This is a genomic window from Synechococcus sp. CCY 9618 (genome assembly GCF_019038415.1).
Lineage (GTDB): Bacteria > Cyanobacteriota > Cyanobacteriia > PCC-6307 > Cyanobiaceae > Cyanobium.
On the sequence record NZ_JAFKRG010000035.1, the window covers coordinates 1 to 21537 of the forward strand.

Here is a 21537-nt window from a genome sequence, read left to right on the forward strand (position 1 = left end):
AACAGGGGGCCGGTGCGTTCCTGCTGGCCGCGCATTCGCTCAGTGCCGTTAGGCCATTCTCCCGCGGCTGAGCTGGTTTTTCAGCAGCCTCCTAGGGGACGGCAATGATCACGTCACGATCACCAGCGGCTTCCGGAACCTGGACGGGGCAGGCCCCGGCCTGATCCTCGACATCCCCTCCGCCGAGGCGGGGCAAGCCGATGACTCCCTGCAGCTGCGGGCCCGGGCCCTCGGACTGGTGGACAGCCTGCTGGACGTGGGTGGAGGCGACGATCAGGTCAGCATCGCCACCTGGCTGGAGCCGGCCTGGCCGGTGCCCCTCGAGGCCAACCTCGCAGCGGGCACAGACGACCGGGATGCCGATCTCCAGAAGATCGCCCTGCTGGACTCGGTCGTCATTCTCGGGGATGGCGACGACCAGCTGAGCGTGGATGGCGCCGTGATCGGTTCCCGCCTGGATCTGGGCAGCGGCTCCAACGGGCTGCAGATCACAGGCCGCCTGGAGGATTCCAGCGTGGCGCTGGCTCCGGATTCCAGCAATGCCATCCGACTCGGTGACGGCGACGACGGTCTGACGATCACCCTGGCCAGCGGCGAGCAGGCGGTGCTGCATCTGGACACGGCGGCCGGAGACGACCTGATCCTGCTTCCCCTGGAGGGCCTGTCGGGATCCATCGACGGAGGTGCAGGCCACGACACGCTCAGAAACGGCTCCGAATCCGCTCCCCTGGCCGTCAGCCTTGATGGTCCCGGAACAGGAACCCTCGGGGCGCTTGGCTTCCGGAATCTGGAGACTCTTTTCCTCGGCGATGGCGGGAGCCTGGTGTCGGTGGGGGCCCAGGGCAGCCTCGAGGGTGTCCTGGAAGCGGGGAGTGGCGTCGATGGGCTCGACTACGCCGCCTGGCAGGAGCCGGTCACGGTCGATCTCGGCAGGGGGGAGGCCAGCGGCATCCTGGGGGGCATCCTCGGCTTCGAGGAGGTGCGTGGCGGATCGGGAAACGACCGGCTGATCGCCGCCGCCGACACCGTGCGACTGGACGGCGGTGAAGGGGACGACGAGTTCGACCTGGATCTATCGGCGCCATCGACGGCCTGGACGTCAGCCGATCCTCCGCTGGTCGTCATCGGCGGCCTGGGACGGGATCGGTTCGTCCTGGCCGGCATGGAGGCCATCCGCACCATGGCAGCAGGCAGCGACGGGGTCCTGCCGGTCCTGGCCGACCTCGCCTTCAGTCCGGACACGGGCAACGGCATCGGTCTCACCGACCTGGTGTCCTGGCGCCAGGGCGGGGTTCTGCTGGGTGGTGACGGGGATGGGGGCGTGGTCGACCTGACGCCAGCGGGACTCGAGGGGATCGGCCAGCCCAGGCTGCTGCCGATCGCGCCCCTCCAGCAGCTGGTGGCGGGCATCGGCGCCCGAACCACCGGGATGGACCAGCTGGCGATCGCCACCGGGGAGATGGGCAGCCGCCTGGTGCTGCTGGGCTCCGACAGGAGCATCACCGCGATCGCCGATCTCCCCGGTCTGCGCTCGGTGAGCTCCATCCCCGACCCGGGCGCCATCGCGTCCGGGCTGGCCGCCTGAGGCGCTTCGAGGCTTCAGCGCATGGTGCGGGTGGCATCGAGGAAGCCCCCGAAGCGATCGTTGAGCAGGGCCAGCACGGGTCGGGAGCCCAGCTGCACCATGCCCGTGATCGCCATGCCGGCCTGAAGGGGATAGGTCTGCCCCCGCCGGTCGAGGCTGTCGCGATCGAGGCGCACGATCGCAGGGAACGACTCCTGGCCCGTGCGTGGGTCGGGGGGCAGGGCATCCGCCCCCACCCTGACCACCGTTCCCTTGAGGGAGCCGTAATCGGTGAAGGGCAGGGAGGTCACCCGCACGTCGACCGGCATCCCCGGCCGCAGGAAGGCGATGTCGCGGTTGGAGATCGCCAGCTCCGCCTCCAGACCCTGCTGTCCCACCAGCTTGAGCAGGGGCCGGCCGGGGTTGGCGATCTCACCGGCCCGGGCCTGGAGGTCGAACACCCGGCCCGGGCGGGGGGCCACGACCCGACCCAGGCGGAGCCGCTCCTCCACCTGGCCGAGACGGGTGGTGGTCTCGAGCAGGCGATGGCGGGTCTCGTCGTAGCGATCCCAGAGGCGACGGGCATTCTCCGTGGTCACCTGTTCCTGGTTGGTCCGGCTCTCGAGCACGCCGCTGCCGGCGGCGGCCAGCTGCTGCTCGGTGCGCCGGATGGTGCTCAGCAGATCCATCTGGCGTTCGTCCTGGCGCTCCAGCTCGAGGTGGGAGATCGCCCCTTCCCGGGCCAGCTGGGCCATGCGGGCGCGGATATTGGCGTTGAGGGCGTACCGGGCCCGCAGCGCCTCCAGCACATCGGTCTGCTCCCGCTGCCCGGCCTCGCTGCGTCGCAGCCGCTGCAGGGCCACCCGATGGCGCAGCTGGATGTCCCTGCGCTCGAGGGCCAGCACCTGCCTCTCCTCGGCGCTGCTGCCCGGAAGGGGAGGAAGGCCCAGTTGCTGGGCGGCCTGGTTCACCTGCTTGCGCCAGAGATCTGCCTGCCGCAGCAGATCCCTTCGTTCCCGGCGGACCTGTCGGCTGTCGAAGTCCAGCAGCACGTCGCCGGTCTTCACCATTTGCCCATCCCGCACACGGACCTGTTCGATGGGCGCCGTGAACGGGGGAATGACCTCGAGGCTGCCGCCGATGGGGCGCAGCTTGCCCGTGGTGCTGATCGAGGCATCGATCCGGGCCACGGAGCCGTAGATCACCCCGAATCCGGTCAGTCCGATCAGGCTCCAGACGATGGCGCGGCTCCAGCCGCGGGTGGAACGGGGCAGGTGGGTGCGTCGGCGGCTGCGGGATAGGCGCACCAGCGGCAGCGGCGCCTCCCCGGGGGGAGCAAGGGTGGCCGTGCGCCCGGTCTGACCCACCACCGGGGCCTGGTTTCTGCCATTGCCGTTGCCGTTGCCGTTGCCGTTGCCGTTGTTGGAGGAATTCATGGTTCCACCGCTCCTGGAGGAATGAACGGATCCGCTCCCCCCACCCCGGCCATGGCCACGGAGCGGGGAACGGGGGCCGGGGAAGGGCTCGGGGAGGAGCGCCCCTGCTGACGGAAGAGGGCGTAATAGGGGCCACGGGCCTGCATCAGCTCGTCGTGGCTGCCCACTTCGAGCACGGCACCCTGCCCCATGCAGACGATCATGTCGGCCTTCACGATCGAGGAGAGCCGATGGGTGATGAACAGCACGGTGCAGCCCTGCTGGGCCTGCATCAGGTGTTCGCTCACCACTCGCTCGGTCTGGTAATCCAGGGCGGAGGTGGCCTCGTCCATGATCAGCAGCCGGGGCTTCTGGAGGATCGTGCGGGCGATGGCGATCCGCTGGCGCTGGCCGCCGGAGAGGCTGCTGCCCCGTTCGCCCACCTCGGTGGAATAGCCGGCCGGCAGCTCCATGATGAAATCGTGGGCGGCGGCGATGCGGGCGGCCTCGATCACCTCCTCGGTGCTGGCGTCCGGGTTGGTGAGAGTGATGTTCTCCTCCACCGAACCATCGAAGAGCACCGTGTCCTGGGGGACGATGCCGAGCTGACGGCGCAGGGAATGGAGCTCCACTTTGGCCACGTCGATGCCGTCGACCAGCACCACGCCCTCCTCCGGGCTGTAGAGCCTGGCCAGCAGTTTGGTGAGGGTGCTCTTGCCCGATCCACTGGTGCCCACGATCGCCACGAAGGTGCCCCGGGGGATGGTCAGATTGAGGCCCTTCAGCAGCAGCGGCGAGGAGGACTTGTAGCGGAAGGAGATGTTCCGGAAGCAGATCTCCCCCTGGATGGGGGGCATGATCAGTCGGGTGGCGTTGTCTTCAGGAGCCTCCTGGGGGTGATCGATCACGTCGCTGAGCCGCTCCAGCGACAGGGCCGTTTCCTGCACGGACTGCCAGATGGAGGTCATGCGCAGCAACGGTCCGGTGACATAGCCGGCGATGATGCGGAAAGCGATCAGTTCCCCCAGGCTCAGCGCACCCGACAGGACCATGCCGGCGCCGGCCCAGATGACGATCAGACCGGAGAGTTTGTTGAGAAAGCCGCTGATCGAACTGGCGGTGGTGCCGACCAGGGTGTTGTCGAAGCCATCGGCCACGTAGTCGGTGTAGAGATCCTGCCACTTCCAGCGGCTGCGCAGTTCGATGTTCTGGGCCTTCACCGTCATCATGCTGCTGAGCACCTCCACCAGGTGGCTCTGGGTGCGCGCGTTGGCCACGGCACGGTTCTGCAGCTGTAAACGCACAATCGGCGAAACGACCAGCACCAGCAGCACCAGAAAGGGCACCACCGCCAGGGTGAGCAGGGTGAGCTGCCAGCTGTAGATCAGCATCACCCCGATGTAGAGAACCGAGAAGACGGCGTCGAGGATCGTGGTGAGGGCGGTGCCGGTGAGGAAGCCACGCACCTTCTCCAGTTCCGCGATGCGGCTGCTCACTTCCCCCACCGGTCGTCGGTCGAAGTAGCTGAGGGGCAGCCGCAGCAGATGATCGATGATCTGGGTTCCCAGGCTCAGATCGATGCGGTTCGTGGTGTCCACGAACAGGAAGGTGCGCAGACACAGCAGCAGGCCCTCGAACAGGGCGAAGACCACCAGCAGCACGCCGAGCACTCCGAGGGCGCTGGGGCTGTTGTTGATGATCACCTTGTCAATCACCTGCTGGATCAGGAGGGGATTGACAAGGCCGAAGAGCTGCACGAAGAAGCTGGCCAGCAGCACCTCCATCAGCACGGTGCGGTGCTGTCGCAGAGCCGGCAGAAACCAGCGGAAGCCGAAACGGCGCTGTGGCGTCAGATCGTTCACCCGCAGGGTCAGCACATCCCCCGCTTCGCCCCACTGCTCACGGAAGTCGGCGAGGCTGAGTTCCTGATTGCCCACGGCCGGAATACCCAGCACCAGCGACCTGGCTGTGCAGCGGTAGACCACCGCCAGTCCATCCCCCCAGCGGATCATCAGCGGGGGAGTCAGACGCGGCAGGGCCGCTGCCTGGATCGCCAGCAGCTGGGTCTGCAGGCCCATCGATTCGGCCACGGCGCCGGCCAGCGGCAGGGAGGACTCGCCGTGCCGCTGCACCTGATCGCCGAACACGCGACGCATCATGTCCCGCCGGAACGGCAGGTTGAGATGCTGGCTGAGCATCAGGAAGGCCGCGATCGGCGACTCCAGGGGGCCCACCCCCTTCACCCAGGGAAAGGCCTCGGGGCCCTGGTGGTCCTGATCCAAGGGTTCGATCACCAGGCTCGGGTCGATCGCCGCGCCCGCAACGATCGCGGAGGGCTCCAGGGTCTGGCGCTGCTGCTCCCAGTGGGCCAGCAGCCTGGCGTGCCAGCCGTCGCCGGTCGCCGCCGCCGCTGCCGCTTCCGGTGGCTCGAGGATCGTCGCCAGACGCTGGCGGTCGATCCCGAGCCACCGCACGGTCTGCTGCGCCTCGAGGGGTTCCGTGCTCGCCCTGGCGCTGCCGAGGGGCAGCGGACCGGCCGCCACCAGCCAGAGCCGCTCTCCGTCCGGCTCGAAGACGGCCGGATCCGTGGGCGGGCAGAACACGGCGACGCTGCCGCCCGCCAGCTCGGTGGCCGCCTCCACCACCACCTGGGAGAGGGCCCGGGGGTAATCCTGCAGGTGAGCGTCGAGCACCGCGAACAGTTCCGACGGGCTGACGCTCTGTCGCACCCGTTCCCCCAGGGCGGGGCTGCGCTCCATCTCCCTCTGCAGGGCCTCTTGGGGAACAGCGACCACCACCAGGTCGGTGGAGGCGATCAGGGTCTCCCAGCAGCGGCCGCAGCTGAGCTGGGTCCAGCCCATAACGGTGCCCGGCTGCAGCCGCTGCAAGGTGGCCACGCCCCGCGGCAGGCGGCTGGAGAACACCACCGCCCGGGCCGTTCCCTCCAGCAGGAAGTAGATCCGGGCGGGGGGCTGGTCGACGCGGCAGATGGGCTGACCCTGCTCGAAGCGCTGCAGCTGGGCCTGGGAGGAGATCCGCTCCAGCCCATCCTCCGGCTGGTCGGCCAGGAAGGGAAAGCAGCGCAGAAGCTCGTCGATGCGGGTGGCGGTGGCCATGGCTCAGCTCCTCGCCAGGGCCAGCGCCGGGGTCGGCGCGGGCGTCGCGTCGTCCGGGGCGAGGGAGCGACGCAGCTCCGCCAGGGCGGCATCGATGCCGGCCTGAAGATCCGGCTGCAGCAGCTCCTCGAGCAACCGGTGCCGCAGGGCTTCGTTCAGGCTGGCGGGGCGCCGATGCTCCAGGCGCACCAGCAGGATCGATGGTTCGAGGAGAAAGGGCGGGTGGATGTCGCCCACCGCCAGCCCCTGGAGAACGCCGCGAAGGGTGGGGTGCAGCTGGGAGAGCTCGATCGGTCCGACAATGCCCCGGGTGATGCTCTCATCCCCTGAGGAATAGCGGCTGGCCAGATCACCGAAGCTGGCGTCGTCGTCGATCAGGCGCAGGTACAGCTCCTCGGCGAGTCCCTGCTGGGGCAGTCGCAGCAGCCGGAACACCACCTGCTCGAGATCCTCCCGTCGTTCGAGGAAATAGGCCTCCACCTGCTCCCCATAGCGATCTTCCAGCGCCTTCTGGTTGCAGAGATGCTCCCAGCGCTGCCTGACGGTGTCCTGCAGCTGTTCGGGAAGCTGGGCGATCCAGTCGCCCTCCAGGTGGGCGGGGGGGACGCAGGGCAATCCGGCGCAGACCTGGGCCAGCACCACGTCTCGTTCCTCCGCCGTGAAACGGACGTCCTGTCGCAGCGCCTTCAGGGCCAGGTCCCTGGCAAGCGCCTGCAGGATGCCCTGCTGTTCAAGCAGCTCGTGCAGCGGGCGGCGGGCCATGGCGTCCACAGCGCTGCGGAGGTCGCGGTGGAGCAGGGAAACCGGATGCATGGAACTGTCCCTCGGGGATGGTTCGAAACGGGGCGTCATCACCCTCGACTCAGCTGCCGCTGCCGAAGTTGATGTTGGCTTTGGAGAGGGCGGCCGGATCGGCCATGTTCACGGTGCCGAGGCTCTGGCTGCCCTGCTTCCAGTCCCCATCGGCATCGAACATCAGCTGGCGGGTGTCGGTGGCGTAGGCCAGCGATGGGGAACCGATCCCCAGCGAGCGGATGTCGGCCAGGGATCCCACCACCACTCCCAGCTGGCTGTTCTGCGGACCGTCCAGCGCAACCAGCTGACCGTTCTGGACACCGAACAGGGCCCCCTGGGTGTCCCAGAGGGTCTGGGTGAGGGAACCCAGCGAACTGCTCAGCTCGAGGATGTCCCCCCGGGCGGCATCGAAGTTGCTCATCGTGTCTGCGGTGAACACCTGAGCGCCCTGCACCAGGGTGCCCGTGTCCCAGAGGGTCTGTTGCTCCTGGCTCCCCAGGCCGGCCCAGAAGGCGGGATCGGTGAGGCGCTCGGCGAAGGATGTGCCCGGCGCCGCACTCCGGCTGACGGCATCCAGGGCGGCACCGGCATTCGATTGCTGGAATGTGTTCCTGCCGGTTCCGCCCACCACCAGGTCCTGGCCGAAACCGCCGTCGAGGAGATTTCCATCTCCGGCGGCCACTTCCACCCGGTCATTGCCGAAGCCACCCAGGAGCCTGTTGGCCACGGCCAGCTGGCTCACCCGGACAAGGTCATTCCCGGAGCCGCCGTCCAGCACCGAGGAGCGGGCCCGGTCCAGAAGGATCACGTCCTGGCCGCTGCCGGTGTCGATCCTGCTCCCGCTGGCGGAGCCGTAGATCCCGTCGCTTCCGGAGCCGGTGTGGATGAGGCTGTCGCGGATGCCATCGAAGCCCCCTGCTCCACCCATCAGCGCCGAGGCGTCGAGGAAGGTGGTGGGGGAGATCGTTCCATCCCCATCCGCATCCATCCCGGCATCCTGCTCGGTGAGGATCCGTCCGATGACCACGTCATTGCCGGAGCCGGTGGTCACCGTCGAGCGATCGATGCCGGCGGCATCCATCGCTTCCGTTGCCCCCGGCGCCGCGGGGGCGGCGAATCCCCCGATGCCGATCACGGTGGCATCGCCACCGTTGCTCTGGATGTCGCTGCCGAAGATGCCGATGCCGCGGAGGCTGCGCAGGTTCAACGCATCCGGGGCCAGGGGAGTGGCGGCGGGAGTCGCCTCCAGCAGGGCCAGACCCGATCCCATGAACTGCACCGGCCCGCTGCCGGGGCCGCGCAGGGCGGCGTGATCGATGCCGATGGCCGTCGCCGACAGGTCCGCCGGCAGGGAGCCGGTGGGCGGAGCGCCCCGGAGGCCCAGGGTGGCGGCGGCCATCCCGCCCACCAGGGCCGGGGATCCCGTTCCCGGGGAGAGGGCCATGACCCGGTAGCCCTCAAGTCCCCGGGCATCGGCCACGGCACGAGCCGCCGTGGCGGTGGGTCCCGGATCCAGATCGAGCACGGCGCTGGCGAGCACCGAGGCATCGGGCTGGCCATAGAAGGTCGGCAGGGATCCGGTCAGCGGGGAAAGGGTGGCGGGTGTTCCCTCCAGTCCCCGCACCGTGGCAAGGGCGCTCAGCTGGGCGGCCAGCACCGGGAGGCCCTGGGGCGCCAGCAGCGACCGGCTCGCCGCCGTGGCGGCTGCCCGCAGGGGATCGGTGGGCGTGCCGATCCTCAGGACGCCGCCTCCGCGGCTGACGACATCGAGGTTGGCCAGGCCGATGTTGACGGCGGTGGCGGCGGCGATGTTCTCGTTGCGGCCCGTGGTGCTGGCCGTGGCGTCAGCGTTGCCGGCGATCGATCCTCCGCCGGTGACGATCGAAAGGCCGGGGCTGTTGAAGAACGCCGCGTCATCGGGGCCGGCCAGGAAACGGCTGGAGCCAAGACCCAGGCCCAGGGCGGAAGCGATCGCGCCGATCGGCTGGGAGGCCGGCAGAACCACCCGGTTGCTGGCCTGGGCGCTGGGGGAAATGGTGAGCTGAAGTCCACCGCCGAGAAAGATGGTGCCCGGATCGAGGCGCAGGGCCAGGGCCCGCGACAGGGCGGTGGTGATGGGTTGGAACGCCATGGAGAGCGACAGGCGCAGGGACCGGAATGGAGGCGGGACGGGGGCCGGATCCGAGGATCCGGCCCCCCCGCTGGGAGACGTCTGGGTAGAGACGTCAGATCGTCACGGTGGAAGCCATGGCGATCGTGTCGCTCACCGCCGAGGCGGTGATGTTGCCGCTCTGGAGGATGTTGACGTGGTATCCACTCATGCCCACCGCATCGCTGTTGGCGTTGGCGGTGGCCGCGCCGGTGGTCGTGGAGGCCATCACGATGTTGCTGAGCACCGCTGTGGCCGTCAGATCACCGCTGAGGCTGGCGGTATTGCCGCGACCCAGGAGGCCCGCCACCTTCACGTAGGAACTGGCGTCGGCATCGCCGTTCACGTTGGTGGCCATGGTCTGATAGCTGCCGGTGCCCTGGGCCGTCACGTTGTCGGCGGAGAGGTTCACCTTCCTGATTCCCGCAACGAGGGCATCGGTGCTGCCGCTGGCCAGACCGGTGATGGTGTTGGCCGCACTGATGGCGCTGCCGGCGCCCATTCCGGTGATGTCGCCGGAGAGGCCCGGACCGATCGAGCTGCCGCCGCCTTTGGTGAGCGAAGCGACGCCGCGATCACCGCCGCTGCCCTTGATCCCGATGGCGGTCTGCTCCACCTCGGTCGTGGCGTTCCCCGTGGTGGCGTTGGCCAGAACGCTGGCGGCACTGGCGGTGCCGGTGCCGGTGATGTTGCCGTTGGTCCCGATCGCGATCGGGGCACCAGCTGCGAGGTGGATGCCGATGCCCTTGAGATCGGACTCGGCATCAGCGTCCCCGGTGACGGTGGACGCCAGCGTGCCGTTGTCGATCGCCGAGCCGGTACCGGTGACGTTGCCCGCCCGGCCGATGGTGATCAGGACGTCATTGTCGATCCCCTTGGAGGAGAGTTCGGTCTCGGCGGTGGCGTTGCCGGTGGTGGTGGTAGCGGAGGCCTGACCCGTGAGCTCAGCCGTTCCGTCGACGTTGCCATCGGTGCCGATGGTGATCTTGCTGTCCTTGATGCCCCGAGCCTTCTGGAGGGCGTCGGCGGTGACGTCTCCCGTCACAGAGAGCGCCGAGGCTGCGACGCTGCCCACGGCGGAACCGGCCACGCTGCCGGCCCGGCCGATGGAGACCGGGGCGCGATTGAGGCCGATCACCTTGGAAGGGGCGAGGGAGTCATCGTCCCCGCCGGCCTGAGCGAAGGAATTGCCTGTCGTCGCCGTGGCGGCGGCGGCCAGATCGGCGGCGGCAGTGGCGTTGAACACCCCGCCTCCGACGATGTTCTCGCCGATGGACAGGCTGCCCTTGTTGAAGCCCACCACCTTGGAACCGTCACCGGCCACTGCGGTGCTGCCCGCTGTGGTGGTGACCCCGATCGCGGTGGCACTGGCCAGGAGTGCGGCGTCCGCCGCGGGATCGGTGGCATCCTTGCCCACCGTCACCGTGGTCTTGTGGACGCCGGCGACAAAATCCCCGTTGGCTGCATTGGCAGCAGGATCACCACCGGAGGTCGTGCTCTGGGCCGTGGCCGACTGCTGGCTGAAACCCTGGGCGAAGAGGCGGGTGGCGTTCTCGCCGATGGCGAGCTTGTCGATGGCGATACCCACCACGTTGGAGTGATTGGTGGTCGCCGTGACGTCCTCCATCGCCGGCGCCGTCACCGCCGTGGCCTGGGCGACGCTGGTGCCGACACCGGCCGCCTGGACATCGCCGTCCTTGCCGATGGTGAGAGTGGTGGGGGCACCGCCGGGATCGCCGCCGGGGAGCCTGTTGACATCGACGATGCCGCCGATGGTCCGGATCCCGACGGTCGCGTTGGCAGGGCCTGTGGTCGTTTCGGCGGTGGCATTGGCATTTGAGCTGCCCTGGGCCGCCACCGTTCCGTTCTCACCGAAGCTGATGGCCATGCCGCCTGGCGACAGCATCACCGACTCGGCCTGGACCTCTTCACCTTCGGATCCATTGCTGATCTTGTTCTTGCCGACGGCGATCCCCGCCACAAGCTTGGCCAGGCTCTCAGCATTGGCCGCGCCGGTGACACTGTTGGCGCTGGAGTTGAACAGCCCGTCACCGAAGGCGCTGATGACGCCGCTGTTGCCGAAGGAGATCTTCAGCGGACCGGCCGGCCCGCCGTAATCGCCGTTCGTGGAGTCCAGCGCGGTCTCCGGTGCCGGTTCGTCAGTGCCGGACGGTGGGGGCGCAACGCTGCCCTTGGCGCCGCTGGCGTAGATGCCCACCACCTTGGCGTAGGCGTCGCCGGCCGTGGCCGTGGCATTGCCGGTTCCCGGCGGCAGCCCCACGGACTGGGCGGCGGCGGTGTTGGTTCCCGTGGCACTGGCATCCAGGCTCGTGCCGTTGCCGGCGCTGAGGCCCACGTTCTTGAGGCCGAAGACCTTGCCGGTGTTGGCCGTTGCGGTGGTGGCTCCGTCCACCGCGGTGGCGGCTGCGGCGGCATCGTTGGTGGCCGTGGCCGTGACCACCGCATCGGTGCCGATCTGGATCTGATTCGGACGGTGGGTGCTGTTGATGATGCCGCCGGTGGGGCCGTCGTTACTGGCGCTGGCCGTGGCATCTCCGGTCGTGGTGGTGGCGGCGGCCCCCACCGAGCCGGTTTCCGTGGCGTTGAGGGTACCGGCCGTGCCGATCCTGATCTTGCTGTTCAGGATGGCCGCCTGGGCCGTGGTGCTGGCTGTGGCACTGGCGTCGCCGGAAACGACATCATCGATGGCCGGAGTGGAGGAGTCCGCCGATGCCGTGATGACAGTGCTGGTGCCGACCTCAATCTTTGACTTTTCGATCCCGACGGTGCGGGTGGTGTTTGTAGCGGTCATGGTTGCAAAGGATGAAGGTACTAAACGTCCTGTAATCCCAGGAGGGCAAGGCGGAGGTTTCAGCCGGGCCGTTGCTCACTACTACCACCAATGACATAAAGGAAACTAAGAACAAATCTCACAGATGATCAAGAATCTGCGCTCACGCTGCAGATCCGCATTAGTTAAAAAATCGCCAACACGTGGCTCCTGCGCATGATTCGAACCTGAGAGTTTCGTGATTCACAGTATTTCTGCATCCCTGCACTTCCTTTCCCTGGCTGGTCTTCGATACCGCCCGCATGCCCAACGTCCTGGCCAGCGCCAGACCGAAGGTGGTGGACAGCTACTTCCGCGACCGGCCGCGAATCCCCTCAGATCCCTTGCTCTGTCTTTGTTATTACCAAACAGCCTCTTGCTCGCGCCGCTCCTTCCAGGGGTGCGGCAGCGATCGTCTGTGGCCTGATCCACTCCCTCTGGAGTGGCGCCCCCTGGTGCGAAAGCAGCCTCCACCCCCTCGGTGGACGGGCGGGTCCCGAGCCAGCGGCAGCACCGATCCCAGGCCGGACCCCCGCCACAGCACAAGCGCATCCATCAGCAAGGCTGATCCTTAACAGGTCGGGCACCCGACCAGCCCTGAACCCTGGGCGCCCGGCCGATGGCCATCCACAGCCCAGGGGCAGGTGAACCGTCAGGCTGGCGCTTACTTCTCGATGCTCACTTTGCGGATGCGGCTGCCGTTCTTGAGCGCCAGCACCGCATCGATGTTGTCGGTGTGGCCGAACACCGTGTGCTGGCCGTCGAGGTGGGGCTGGGGAGCATGGCAGAGGAAGAACTGACTGCCGCCGGTGTTCCGCCCGGCATGGGCCATCGAGAGGCTGCCGGCCCGGTGCTTCTGGGGGTTGATCTCGCAGGGAATCGTGTAACCGGGGCCGCCGGTCCCGGCCGTGCCGCGGGCACCTTCGCGGCTGTTGGGACAGCCCCCCTGGGCCATGAAACCATCGATCACCCGATGGAAGGCCAGGCCGTCGTAGAAGCCCTCTTCGGCGAGCTTCACGAAGTTCGCCACGGTGGCCGGAGCATCGGCGTCGAACAACTCGATGCTGATCGGACCGGCGTCGGTGTCCATCAGGGCCTTGGTCACGGGCGAGCAGGCAAACTTCGACTGTATCTGTCAGGGGCATCCTTCCTCCATGGCCACCACCGCCTCCACCGCCCCAGCGACCACAGCCAGCGGCCGGACAGGCCCCGATCTGACCCGCGCCCGCCTGGGAGTGCTCGGTGGCAGCGGGCTCTACGCCATGGAGGGGCTGGAGGATCTGCGGGAGCTGAGAGTCGACACGCCCTACGGCAGCCCATCCGACAGCCTCAGGATCGGCCGCATCGGGGATCTGGAGGTGGTCTTCCTGGCCCGCCACGGCCGCCACCACACCTTCACCCCCAGCGAGGTGCCCTACCGGGCCAATCTCTGGGCCCTGCGGTCCCTCGGGGTCCGCTGGATCCTCTCGGTGTCGGCCGTCGGCTCCCTCCAGGAGCACGTGCGTCCCCTCGACATGCTCGTGCCGGATCAGTTCATTGACCGCACCCACCAGCGGCCGCTCACCTTCTTCGGCGAGGGGCTGGTGGCCCACGTGGGCAACGCCGACCCCTACTGCCCGGTGCTGTCACGGATCCTCGCCGATGTCAGCGACAGCCTGATGCCGGAGGGACGCCAGCTGCACCGCGGCGGCACCTACCTCTGCATGGAGGGCCCGGCCTTCTCGACCCGGGCTGAATCCGAGCTCTACCGATCCTGGGGCTGCGACATCATCGGCATGACCAATCACACCGAGGCACGGCTGGCGCGGGAAGCGGAGATGGCCTACACCACCCTGGCGATGGTCACGGACTACGACTGCTGGCACGCTGCCCACGATGCGGTCACCGTGGAGCTGGTGATCGGCAATCTGCGTGCCAACGCGGCCCTGGCCCAGCAGATCGTGCGCCTCGCCGCCGAGCGGCTGGAGGCCCTGCGCCCCCCCAGCAGCGCCCACCAGGCCCTGCGCGACGCCCTGATGACCCCAGCCGCCCAGGTGCCGGTGGCCACCCGGCGCCGCACCGACCTGTTCACCGCCCCCTACTGGGGACCGTTCAACGAGACCGGGGAGCCGCCGGCAGGCTGACCGCGAGGGCGTCGAGGGCCTGGCGGAGACCCGGCCCATGGCGCTCCAGCGCGTCCCGTGCCGCCTGGGCCTCCAGGCCGGAGGCCGCCATCAGCAGGGCCAGCCGCACCGATCCCCGGGCCTGCTGCAGGAGCTCCTGAGCCTGAGTGCGGGGGAGGCCGGCCAGATCCCGCAGGATGCGCAGGGCCCGGTCCTCCAGCTTGGAATTGGTGACCGCCACATCCACCATGCGGTTACCGAAGACCTTGCCGAGCCTCACCATCACACCGGTGGAGAGGATGTTCAGGGCCATCTTGGTCGCCGTGCCCGCCTTGAGGCGGGTGGAGCCGGTGAGCAGTTCGGGGCCGGTCAGCAGGCGGATGTCGATGTCACAGGGCATGGCCGCCTGATCGGCGGGCACGCAGGCCATGGCCACGGTGAGGGCGCCGATGGCCCGGCCGTGGTCCAGCCCTCCCAACACGTAGGGCGTGGTGCCGCCGGCGGCGATGCCCACCAGGGCGTCGGTCGCGGAGAACCCCCGCGCCAGCAGGTCATCACGGCCCGCCTGGTGCAGATCCTCCAGTCCCTCGGAGCTGCGCAGCAGGGCGGCCGCACCGCCGGCCAGCACTCCCTGCACCTGCTCGGGGGGACTGCAGAAGGTGGGCGGACACTCCGCCGCATCCAGCACCCCGAGCCGCCCGGAGGTGCCGGCGCCCAGGTAGAAGAGCCGGCCGCCGGCCCCCAGCCGCGCCGCGATGGCGTCGATGGCCGCAGTGAGGGCCGGGGCAGCGGCGGCCACCGCCTGCTGGGGCAGCAGATCGTTGGCACAGAACAGCTCGACCAGGTCTGCCGTCGGAAGCCGGTCGAGCGCTTCGCTGGCCGGGTTGGAGCGCTCGGTGAGCAGATGGCCCCTGTCGCCGTTCGGCTCGCTCAAAGCAGTCCTTCGAGGCGGCGGCGGAACGCCTCCAGCTCCGGATCGCCACCGCTTGCCTCGCCACCGCTTGCCTCGCCACCACTGCCCTCGTCACCGGCTGCAGCGAGCCTCTGGGCCGCCTCCTGCTCCTCCTTCCAGCTGGTCACATCCATGTTGCGCTCAGGGGGCGCGATCAGCAGACGGTCCTCGTCGGTGCTGGGCAGGAAGCCGGCGGGGACGAAGCGGGCCTCGTAGCCCGCCTCGGCGCAGAACTTCTCCAGCTCCTCCCGGTCCAGGGCCTCGACACAGGGCACCGGGAAATCCTGGGCCTCCAGCAGACCGGCGTAGCGCTCGGCATCATCCGGATCCTCGAACAGCAGGACCACCGTGCGCCCACCCAGCTCGAGGGAGTGGATTCCCTCCTGGTCGCTGCCGGGATCGAACAGCAGCACGTGCACCGGCTTGGGTGGGGGACCGCTGGCAGTCACATCGTCATGGGTGGGGCGATGGCCAGTGTCTCATCCGCCGATTCCAGGCGGCTCGCTCACCCATCCTCGACCGCGGCAGTCTGTTCCAGATCCAGCTCCCGCAGGCGCCGGAACAGGGCCTCCTCCGCGTCCGTCGGATCGGCCGGAACGACGATGCGCACCTCCACCAGCTGATCGCCCCGCTGTTCGCCCAGGGTCTGGCCACGGCGACGCAGGCGCAGCAGCCTGCCGCTGGAGGACCCGGGGGGCACCCGCAGGCGCACGGGGCCGTCGAGGGTGGGCACCACCACCTGGCAGCCGAGGGCCGCGTCCGCGGGGTGCAGATCGAGCTGATAGAGCACCCGCAGTCCGTCGATGCGCAGCCCCTCTTCGGTGCGGACCCGCAGCTGCAGGAAATGATCGCCCCCTCCTGGTGCCACGCCGGCCAACCGCAACCGCCAGCCATCCCCCGCCAGGGGTGGGGTCCAGACCTCCACCAGGGTGCCGTCGCGCAGCTCCAGTTCGAGCCGCTGGCCGGCCAGGGCCTGTTCCGGGGTCAGGCGGACGAGGGTTTCCTCGTCCGTGGCGGCCCTGACCGGCGGCGGGGAGTCCGGCGTGGTGGCGACGCCCCCGCCGGCGCCAGGGCGGCCGTCACTCCCGGGGGGTTCAGCCCAGGCCTCAGGCTCGGGGGCATCGGCCCGGAGGTCGTCGTCCTCCTCCGACCCATGCCGGCGTTCGCGGCCGTGACCGAACAACTGCTCCAGGTAGTCCTCGAAACGGGGAAAACCGGTGGCGAAGGGATCCGCCTCACCGCTGACGCCATCGCTGCCCTCTCCGGCCTCCCAGGCCCGCCGGCGGATCGGGTCGGAGAGCACGGCATAGGCCTCGTTGACCCGCTTGAACCGGGCCTCCGCCACCGGATCATTGCCGTTGAGGTCCGGATGCCAGCGGCGGGCTTGCTGGCGGAAGGCCCGTTTGATGCTGGCGGCATCGGCGCCGGCATGGAGTCCGAGCACCTCCCAGTGATCGCTGGCGGCGGTGGACACCGAGTCCGGGGCGGGGGGTTGACTCACGACCCTCAGGCGTCGGCCCAGGGATCATCGTGGTCATTCCCGCCACCCGGACGGGGACGGTGCCGCTCGCGGGGAGCCTCCTGTTCGACGGAGTCCTGGCGATCCCAGGAGCGGCCGTTCTCCCGGCGCCGGGAGGGGACCTCGTCGTCGTACCGGGCCTCCCGCTCGGCGAAGCGGTTGAGGGGGTAGGGATCCCGCTGGGAGAACCGGGGCGGGCTGGCCCAGGGATCGGAACGACCCGCTCCTCCCCAGTCGTCCCAGTCGTCGTCGGAGAAGAGTTCGTCCTTCAGGGAGCCCAGGGTGTTCTTGAGCCCCTGGAGCGGACCGCTCTCGGCCCGGCGCTCCCCCAGCAGACGGCGGTTGAGACCGAACAGGGCCTCCTGCAGCTGGCTCACGGCCAGCTCCAGATCGGCGGGATCCTCCTCGCCCAGCACCTCCTGGACATCGCGGAGGGCCAGCTCCACGGCCCGCTGCTGGCGCTCAGCGCCGTAGGGCCCCAGCTCCAGGGCGGCATCCCGCAGACGGCGTTCGGCCTGGGCCACCAGGGTCTGGGCCCGGTTGCGGCGATCGATGGACGCCCGTTTACGGCGGTCCTCCACAGACTTGCGCTCCGCTTCCGCCAGCAGCCGCTGGATCTCCTCCTCGCTGAGGTTCGATCCCCCCTGGATCGAGACGCTCTGCTGACGGCCGGTGGTGCGGTCGGTGGCGGAGACCTGCAGCAGGCCGTTGGCATCGATGTCGAAGGACACCTGCACCTGGGGCACCCCGCGCGGGGCCGGGGGGATGCCGGAGAGGCGGAAGCGCCCCAGGGACTTGTTGTCGGCGGCCATCTGGCGTTCACCCTGGAGCACGTGGATCTCCACCGACGACTGGTTCGCCTCCGAGGTGCTGAACAGATCCGACTTGCGCACCGGGATCGAGGTGTTGCGGGGAATCAGCACCTTCATCACGCCGCCGATCGTCTCCAGGCCGAGGGAGAGGGGCGTGACGTCGTTGAGCATCAGGTCGCGCAGCTCGCCGGTGAGGATGCCGGCCTGCACGGCCGCGCCGATGGCCACCACCTCGTCGGGATTGACCGACTGGCAGGGTTCACGGGGGATCAATGTGCGCACCATCTCCTGCACCATCGGCATGCGGGTGGAGCCCCCCACCAGCACCACGTCATCGATGGCATCGGCGCTGAGGCCGGAATCCCGCAGAGCCCGCTGGACGGGCCGCAGCAGGCGGTCGAGCAGGTCGGGGCAGAGGCCCTCGAAGGTGCCCCGCTCCAGGGTGGTCTCGATGTGCAGGGGACCGTCGGGGCCGGTGGCGATGAACGGCAGCGACAGGGGCGTGCTCTGCACCCCCGAGACCTCCTCCTTGGCTTTCTCGGCGGCCTCGGTGAGCCGCTGCAGGGCCTGCCGGTCACGGCGAAGGTCGATGCCATGCGCCTTGAGAAAGGCCTCAGCCACCCAGTCGACGATGCGCCGGTCCCAGTCGTTGCCGCCCAGCTGGGTGTCGCCGCTGGTGGCCATCACGTCGAAGACACCGTTGGCGATGCGCAGCACCGAGACGTCGAAGGTGCCGCCGCCGAGGTCGAACACCAGCACCCGCTTCACCGTGCTGCGGTCGAAGCCGTAGGCGAGGGCGGCGGCGGTGGGCTCGTTGAGAATCCGTTCCACGGCGATGCCGGCCAGCCTGCCGGCATCGCGGGTGGCCTGGCGCTGGGCGTCGTTGAAGTAGGCCGGCACCGTGATCACCGCCGCCTCCACCGGCTCCCCCAGGTAGGTGGTGGCGTCGTCCACCAGCTTGCGCAGGATCGAGGCCACCAGTTCCTCGGGGGCGTATTCCCGCTCGGTGGCCGGGCAGATCACACGCACGTTGCCCTGGTCATTGGCCCGCACGCTGTAGGGCACCCCCAGGCTGCCCTCGTCGAGTTCGTCCCAGCTGCGGCCGACGAAGCGTTTGAGATTGGCGAAGGTGTTGCGGGGATTGAGCACGAGCTGGCGGCGGGCCAGCTGGCCCACCAGCAGTTCCTGGTCACGGGTGAAGCCCACCACCGAAGGGGTGGTGCGCCCCCCTTCCGCGTTGGCGATCACCTGGGGACGACCGCCTTCGAGCACGGCCACCACCGAGTTGGTGGTGCCCAGATCGATGCCGACGATGCGCCCCATGAAAAATCTTCGATTGGCGGCTGTTGGCGGCCCAACGCTACCGGAGCCTGTCCACCGTTAAACCCAGCTTAAACGCGCTGGCCGAGGATGATCGGGAGATCCGGTGGGCCGTCCGCGTCCATCGACACCCCTTCCCGCATGAGGAGCGCATCCACCATCGACGCCTTCACCCTGCGCCGACGCCCCCCCGCCGAGAAATTCACCGACATCGGCTTCCGGCAGCTCACCCTGGTCCTGGCCGGTTCCGTGGCCGCCATCCTGCTGGCGATCTTCCTCACTGTCTTTCAGGGGGCCCGCGAGGCCATGGCCAGCTTCGGCCTCAGCTTCCTGACCTCCTCCTCCTGGGATCCGGTCAACAACCAGTACGGGGCCTTCGTCGCGATCTACGGGACCCTCGTCACCTCCCTTCTCTCCCTCCTGATCGCTGTTCCCCTTGGGGTGGGAACGGCGATCTTCATCACCGAAGACCTCATTCCCCGCCGCCCGCGGGAACTGATCGGGCTGATGGTTGAGCTGCTGGCGGCGATTCCCTCCGTCGTGCTGGGACTCTGGGCCATCTTCGTGATGGAGCCCGTCATCCGCCCGGTTCTGGTCCTGCTGCACGGACTGCTCGGCTGGTTCCCCCTGTTCAGCACCGCGCCCCAGGGGCCCGGCACCGCTCCGGCGGTGCTGATCCTGGTGGTGATGGTGCTGCCGATCATCACGGCCATCTCCCGTGATGCCCTCAACCAGGTGCCGATTGAACTGCGCCAGGGGGCCTACGGGGTCGGCACCACCCGCTGGGGTGCCATCTTCAACGTGATCCTGCCCGCAGCGATCTCCTCGATCACCGGCGGCGTGATGCTCTCCCTCGGCCGGGCCATGGGGGAGACCATGGCCGTCACCATGATCATCGGCAATTCGCTCAACTTCAGCTTCTCCCTGCTGGCGCCGGGAAACACCATCGCCTCCATGCTCGCCAATCAGTTCGGTGAGGCCGATGGGATCCAGGTTTCGGCGCTGATGTATGCCGCCCTGATCCTGATGGTGCTCACCTTCGCTGTGAACGTGGTGGCGCAGTACATCGTGCGCCGGCTCAGTCTCCGGTACTGAATGCTCCTCCCATGACCGTCACCCTCCAGCCCCGATCCACCCGCTTCAAAGAGAGGGTCACCCTTCTCTACGAGCCGGGGCTCAGGCGCAACCGCTTCAACCAGATCTGCAACGGCATCGCCGGAAGCTTCGCCCTGATCGCCGTTCTGCCCCTGTTCCTTGTTCTGATCTATGTCCTGATCCAGGGGGGACGCCTGATCAGCCCCCAGCTGTTCACCGGCCTGCCTCCGGCCCCTGGCCTCTCCGGGGGAGGTATCGGCAATGCCATTCTCGGCACCCTGCTGGTCACCCTGGTCGCCTCCATGATCGCCATTCCCGTGGGTGTGGGCGGTGGGATCTATCTGTCGGAATACGCCCAGAAGGGCTGGTTCGCCCAGTTCGTGCGCTTCGGCAACGACGTGCTGGCCGGGGTTCCCTCGATCATCAGCGGGGTGTTCATCTACGGCCTGGTTGTTGCCACCCGGGTGTTCTTCGAGCAGAGCTACAGCGCCATGGCCGGCGGCATCGCCCTGGCGGTGCTGATGCTGCCCACCGTCATCAAGACCACCGACGAGGGCCTCAAGCTGGTGCCCCAGGAGCTGCGCTGGGGGGCTTACGGCGTCGGTGCCTCCCGCTTCGTCACCATCACCCGGATCACCCTGCCTGCCGCCTTCACCCCGATCGCCACTGGAGTGGTCCTCGGCATCGCCAGGGCGGCGGGAGAAACGGCCCCCCTGATCTTCACCGCCCTGTTCTCCCCCTTCTGGCCCGAGGGGGTGTTCAACCCGATCGCCACCATGTCGGTGCTGATCTACAACTTCGCGATCATGCCCTACGAGGCCCAGAACGAACTGGCCTGGGCCGCGTCTTTCGTGCTTGTGATGATGATCCTCGCAGCCAATCTGCTTGCCCGCTGGATCAGCCATCTCACCAGGACCTGACGTCCCCGTTCACGCCTCTCCCCAGGCTTTTCCCCCATCCATCCCTGATCCAGCCATGACCTCTTCCACCACCACCGTGGCCCGTGACGTCTGCCTGTCCCTCCAGGACGTCACCATCTCCTACGGCAGCTTCGAAGCGGTCAAGAACGTCTACATGGATCTGACCAGAGGCAAGGTGACCGCCTTCATCGGTCCTTCCGGCTGCGGCAAGAGCACCGTGCTGCGGGCCCTGAACCGCATGAACGACCTGATCCCCGGCTGCAGCCTCAAGGGCCGGGTGATCTTCGACCAGCACGACCTCTACGACAGGCGGGTGGATCCTGTGGAGGTGCGCCGACGCATCGGGATGGTGTTCCAGAAGCCCAACCCCTTCCCCAAGACGATCTACGAAAACATCGCCTTCGGCGCCCGCATCAACGGGTATCAGGGGGACATGGACGAACTGGTGGAACGCTCCCTGCGCAAGTCCGCCGTCTGGGACGAGTGCAAGGACAAGCTGCAGGAGAGCGGCCTCTCCCTTTCAGGAGGCCAGCAGCAGCGGCTCTGCATCGCCCGTGCGATCGCCACCGAACCTGAGGTGATCCTGATGGACGAACCCTGCTCCGCCCTCGATCCGATCTCCACCCTGAAGATCGAGGAGACCATGCACGAACTCAAGCGCAGTTACACCATCATCATCGTCACCCACAACATGCAGCAGGCCGTACGGGTGGCTGACATGACGGCTTTCTTCAACGCCGAAGCGGTGGAAGGGGGCTCCGGGAAAGTAGGTTATCTGGTGGAATTCAACGACACGGAGAAGATCTTCAATTCCCCCAGCCAGCAATCCACCCTCGACTACGTGAGCGGGCGCTTCGGCTGATTCAGATCGCTCCCGCATGCATCAGAAAAGCAGACGGGGAAGCCTGCGTCAGCGCTGGCCCCGCATGCTTGTGACCCCGGGGGTCC

Annotated in this window: 15 protein-coding genes; 5 read left to right on the forward strand and 10 right to left on the reverse strand. The window is 68.4% G+C overall.

The window, feature by feature from the left end; all coding sequences use genetic code 11:
- Positions 1 to 238 precede the first annotated feature (238 nt).
- Entirely contained in the window at positions 239 to 1585 is a 1347-nt protein-coding gene (locus KUG41_RS08485; protein ID WP_216903139.1) for a hypothetical protein, read from the forward strand.
- A 14-nt stretch (positions 1586 to 1599) separates the two neighbouring features.
- On the opposite strand, the gene KUG41_RS08490 is transcribed toward KUG41_RS08485, so the two are convergent.
- The 6 genes from KUG41_RS08490 to KUG41_RS08515 form a co-directional block, all read right to left on the reverse strand.
- The gene (locus KUG41_RS08490) at positions 1600 to 3000 is read right to left on the reverse strand and encodes an HlyD family efflux transporter periplasmic adaptor subunit (RefSeq protein WP_216903141.1); all 1401 of its coding nucleotides are present in this window, start codon (positions 2998 to 3000) and stop codon (positions 1600 to 1602) included.
- Positions 2997 to 6095 (reverse strand): peptidase domain-containing ABC transporter, encoded by a 3099-nt coding sequence (locus KUG41_RS08495; protein WP_216903143.1) that lies wholly within the window; start codon positions 6093 to 6095, stop codon positions 2997 to 2999. The genes KUG41_RS08490 and KUG41_RS08495 overlap by 4 nt, the downstream gene beginning before the upstream one ends.
- A gap of 3 nt (positions 6096 to 6098) precedes the next feature.
- Positions 6099 to 6908 (reverse strand): peptidylprolyl isomerase, encoded by an 810-nt coding sequence (locus KUG41_RS08500; protein WP_216903144.1) that lies wholly within the window; start codon positions 6906 to 6908, stop codon positions 6099 to 6101.
- A 49-nt stretch (positions 6909 to 6957) separates the two neighbouring features.
- Positions 6958 to 9021: a hypothetical protein gene (locus KUG41_RS08505; protein WP_216903146.1), complete on the reverse strand. Its 2064-nt coding sequence runs from the start codon at positions 9019 to 9021 to the stop codon at positions 6958 to 6960.
- Positions 9022 to 9115: 94 nt separating this feature from the next.
- Positions 9116 to 11851, reverse strand: a complete 2736-nt coding sequence (locus tag KUG41_RS08510; RefSeq protein ID WP_216903148.1) for a hypothetical protein — start codon at positions 11849 to 11851, stop codon at positions 9116 to 9118.
- A gap of 682 nt (positions 11852 to 12533) precedes the next feature.
- Entirely contained in the window at positions 12534 to 12974 is a 441-nt protein-coding gene (locus KUG41_RS08515) for a peptidylprolyl isomerase (protein ID WP_216903150.1), read from the reverse strand.
- Positions 12975 to 13023: 49 nt separating this feature from the next.
- Between KUG41_RS08515 and mtnP the strand changes: the two genes are divergently transcribed.
- Entirely contained in the window at positions 13024 to 13992 is a 969-nt protein-coding gene (gene mtnP, locus KUG41_RS08520) for an S-methyl-5'-thioadenosine phosphorylase (protein WP_216903152.1), read from the forward strand.
- Here mtnP and murQ read toward each other — a convergent pair.
- The 4 genes from murQ to dnaK are packed head-to-tail and all read right to left on the reverse strand — an operon-like array spanning position 13961 to position 18577.
- Complete coding sequence (gene murQ, locus KUG41_RS08525) at positions 13961 to 14905, reverse strand: N-acetylmuramic acid 6-phosphate etherase (RefSeq protein ID WP_216903154.1); 945 nt, start codon at positions 14903 to 14905, stop codon at positions 13961 to 13963. The genes mtnP and murQ overlap by 32 nt on opposite strands.
- Positions 14902 to 15372, reverse strand: coding sequence for a DUF3110 domain-containing protein (locus KUG41_RS08530; protein ID WP_371734087.1), 471 nt, complete (start codon positions 15370 to 15372; stop codon positions 14902 to 14904). The genes murQ and KUG41_RS08530 overlap by 4 nt, the downstream gene beginning before the upstream one ends.
- A 56-nt stretch (positions 15373 to 15428) precedes the next feature.
- Positions 15429 to 16424 carry a DnaJ domain-containing protein gene (locus KUG41_RS08535; RefSeq protein WP_216903156.1) on the reverse strand — a complete coding sequence of 332 codons (996 nt, stop codon included), beginning with the start codon at positions 16422 to 16424 and terminating at the stop codon, positions 15429 to 15431.
- 5 nt (positions 16425 to 16429) lie between these two features.
- Complete coding sequence (gene dnaK / locus KUG41_RS08540; protein ID WP_216903158.1) at positions 16430 to 18577, reverse strand: molecular chaperone DnaK; 2148 nt, start codon at positions 18575 to 18577, stop codon at positions 16430 to 16432.
- 138 nt (positions 18578 to 18715) lie between these two features.
- Between dnaK and pstC the strand changes: the two genes are divergently transcribed.
- From pstC to pstB, 3 genes are read left to right on the forward strand one after another with little or no spacing between them, the layout of a single operon-like run.
- A complete protein-coding gene (gene pstC, locus KUG41_RS08545) occupies positions 18716 to 19669 on the forward strand; it encodes a phosphate ABC transporter permease subunit PstC (protein WP_216903160.1) in 954 nt (317 codons plus the stop codon).
- Between the two features lie 11 nt (positions 19670 to 19680).
- Complete coding sequence (gene pstA, locus KUG41_RS08550; protein WP_216903162.1) at positions 19681 to 20589, forward strand: phosphate ABC transporter permease PstA; 909 nt, start codon at positions 19681 to 19683, stop codon at positions 20587 to 20589.
- Between the two features lie 55 nt (positions 20590 to 20644).
- Entirely contained in the window at positions 20645 to 21451 is an 807-nt protein-coding gene (pstB, locus tag KUG41_RS08555; RefSeq protein ID WP_216903164.1) for a phosphate ABC transporter ATP-binding protein PstB, read from the forward strand.
- The last annotated feature ends 86 nt before the right edge of the window (positions 21452 to 21537 follow it).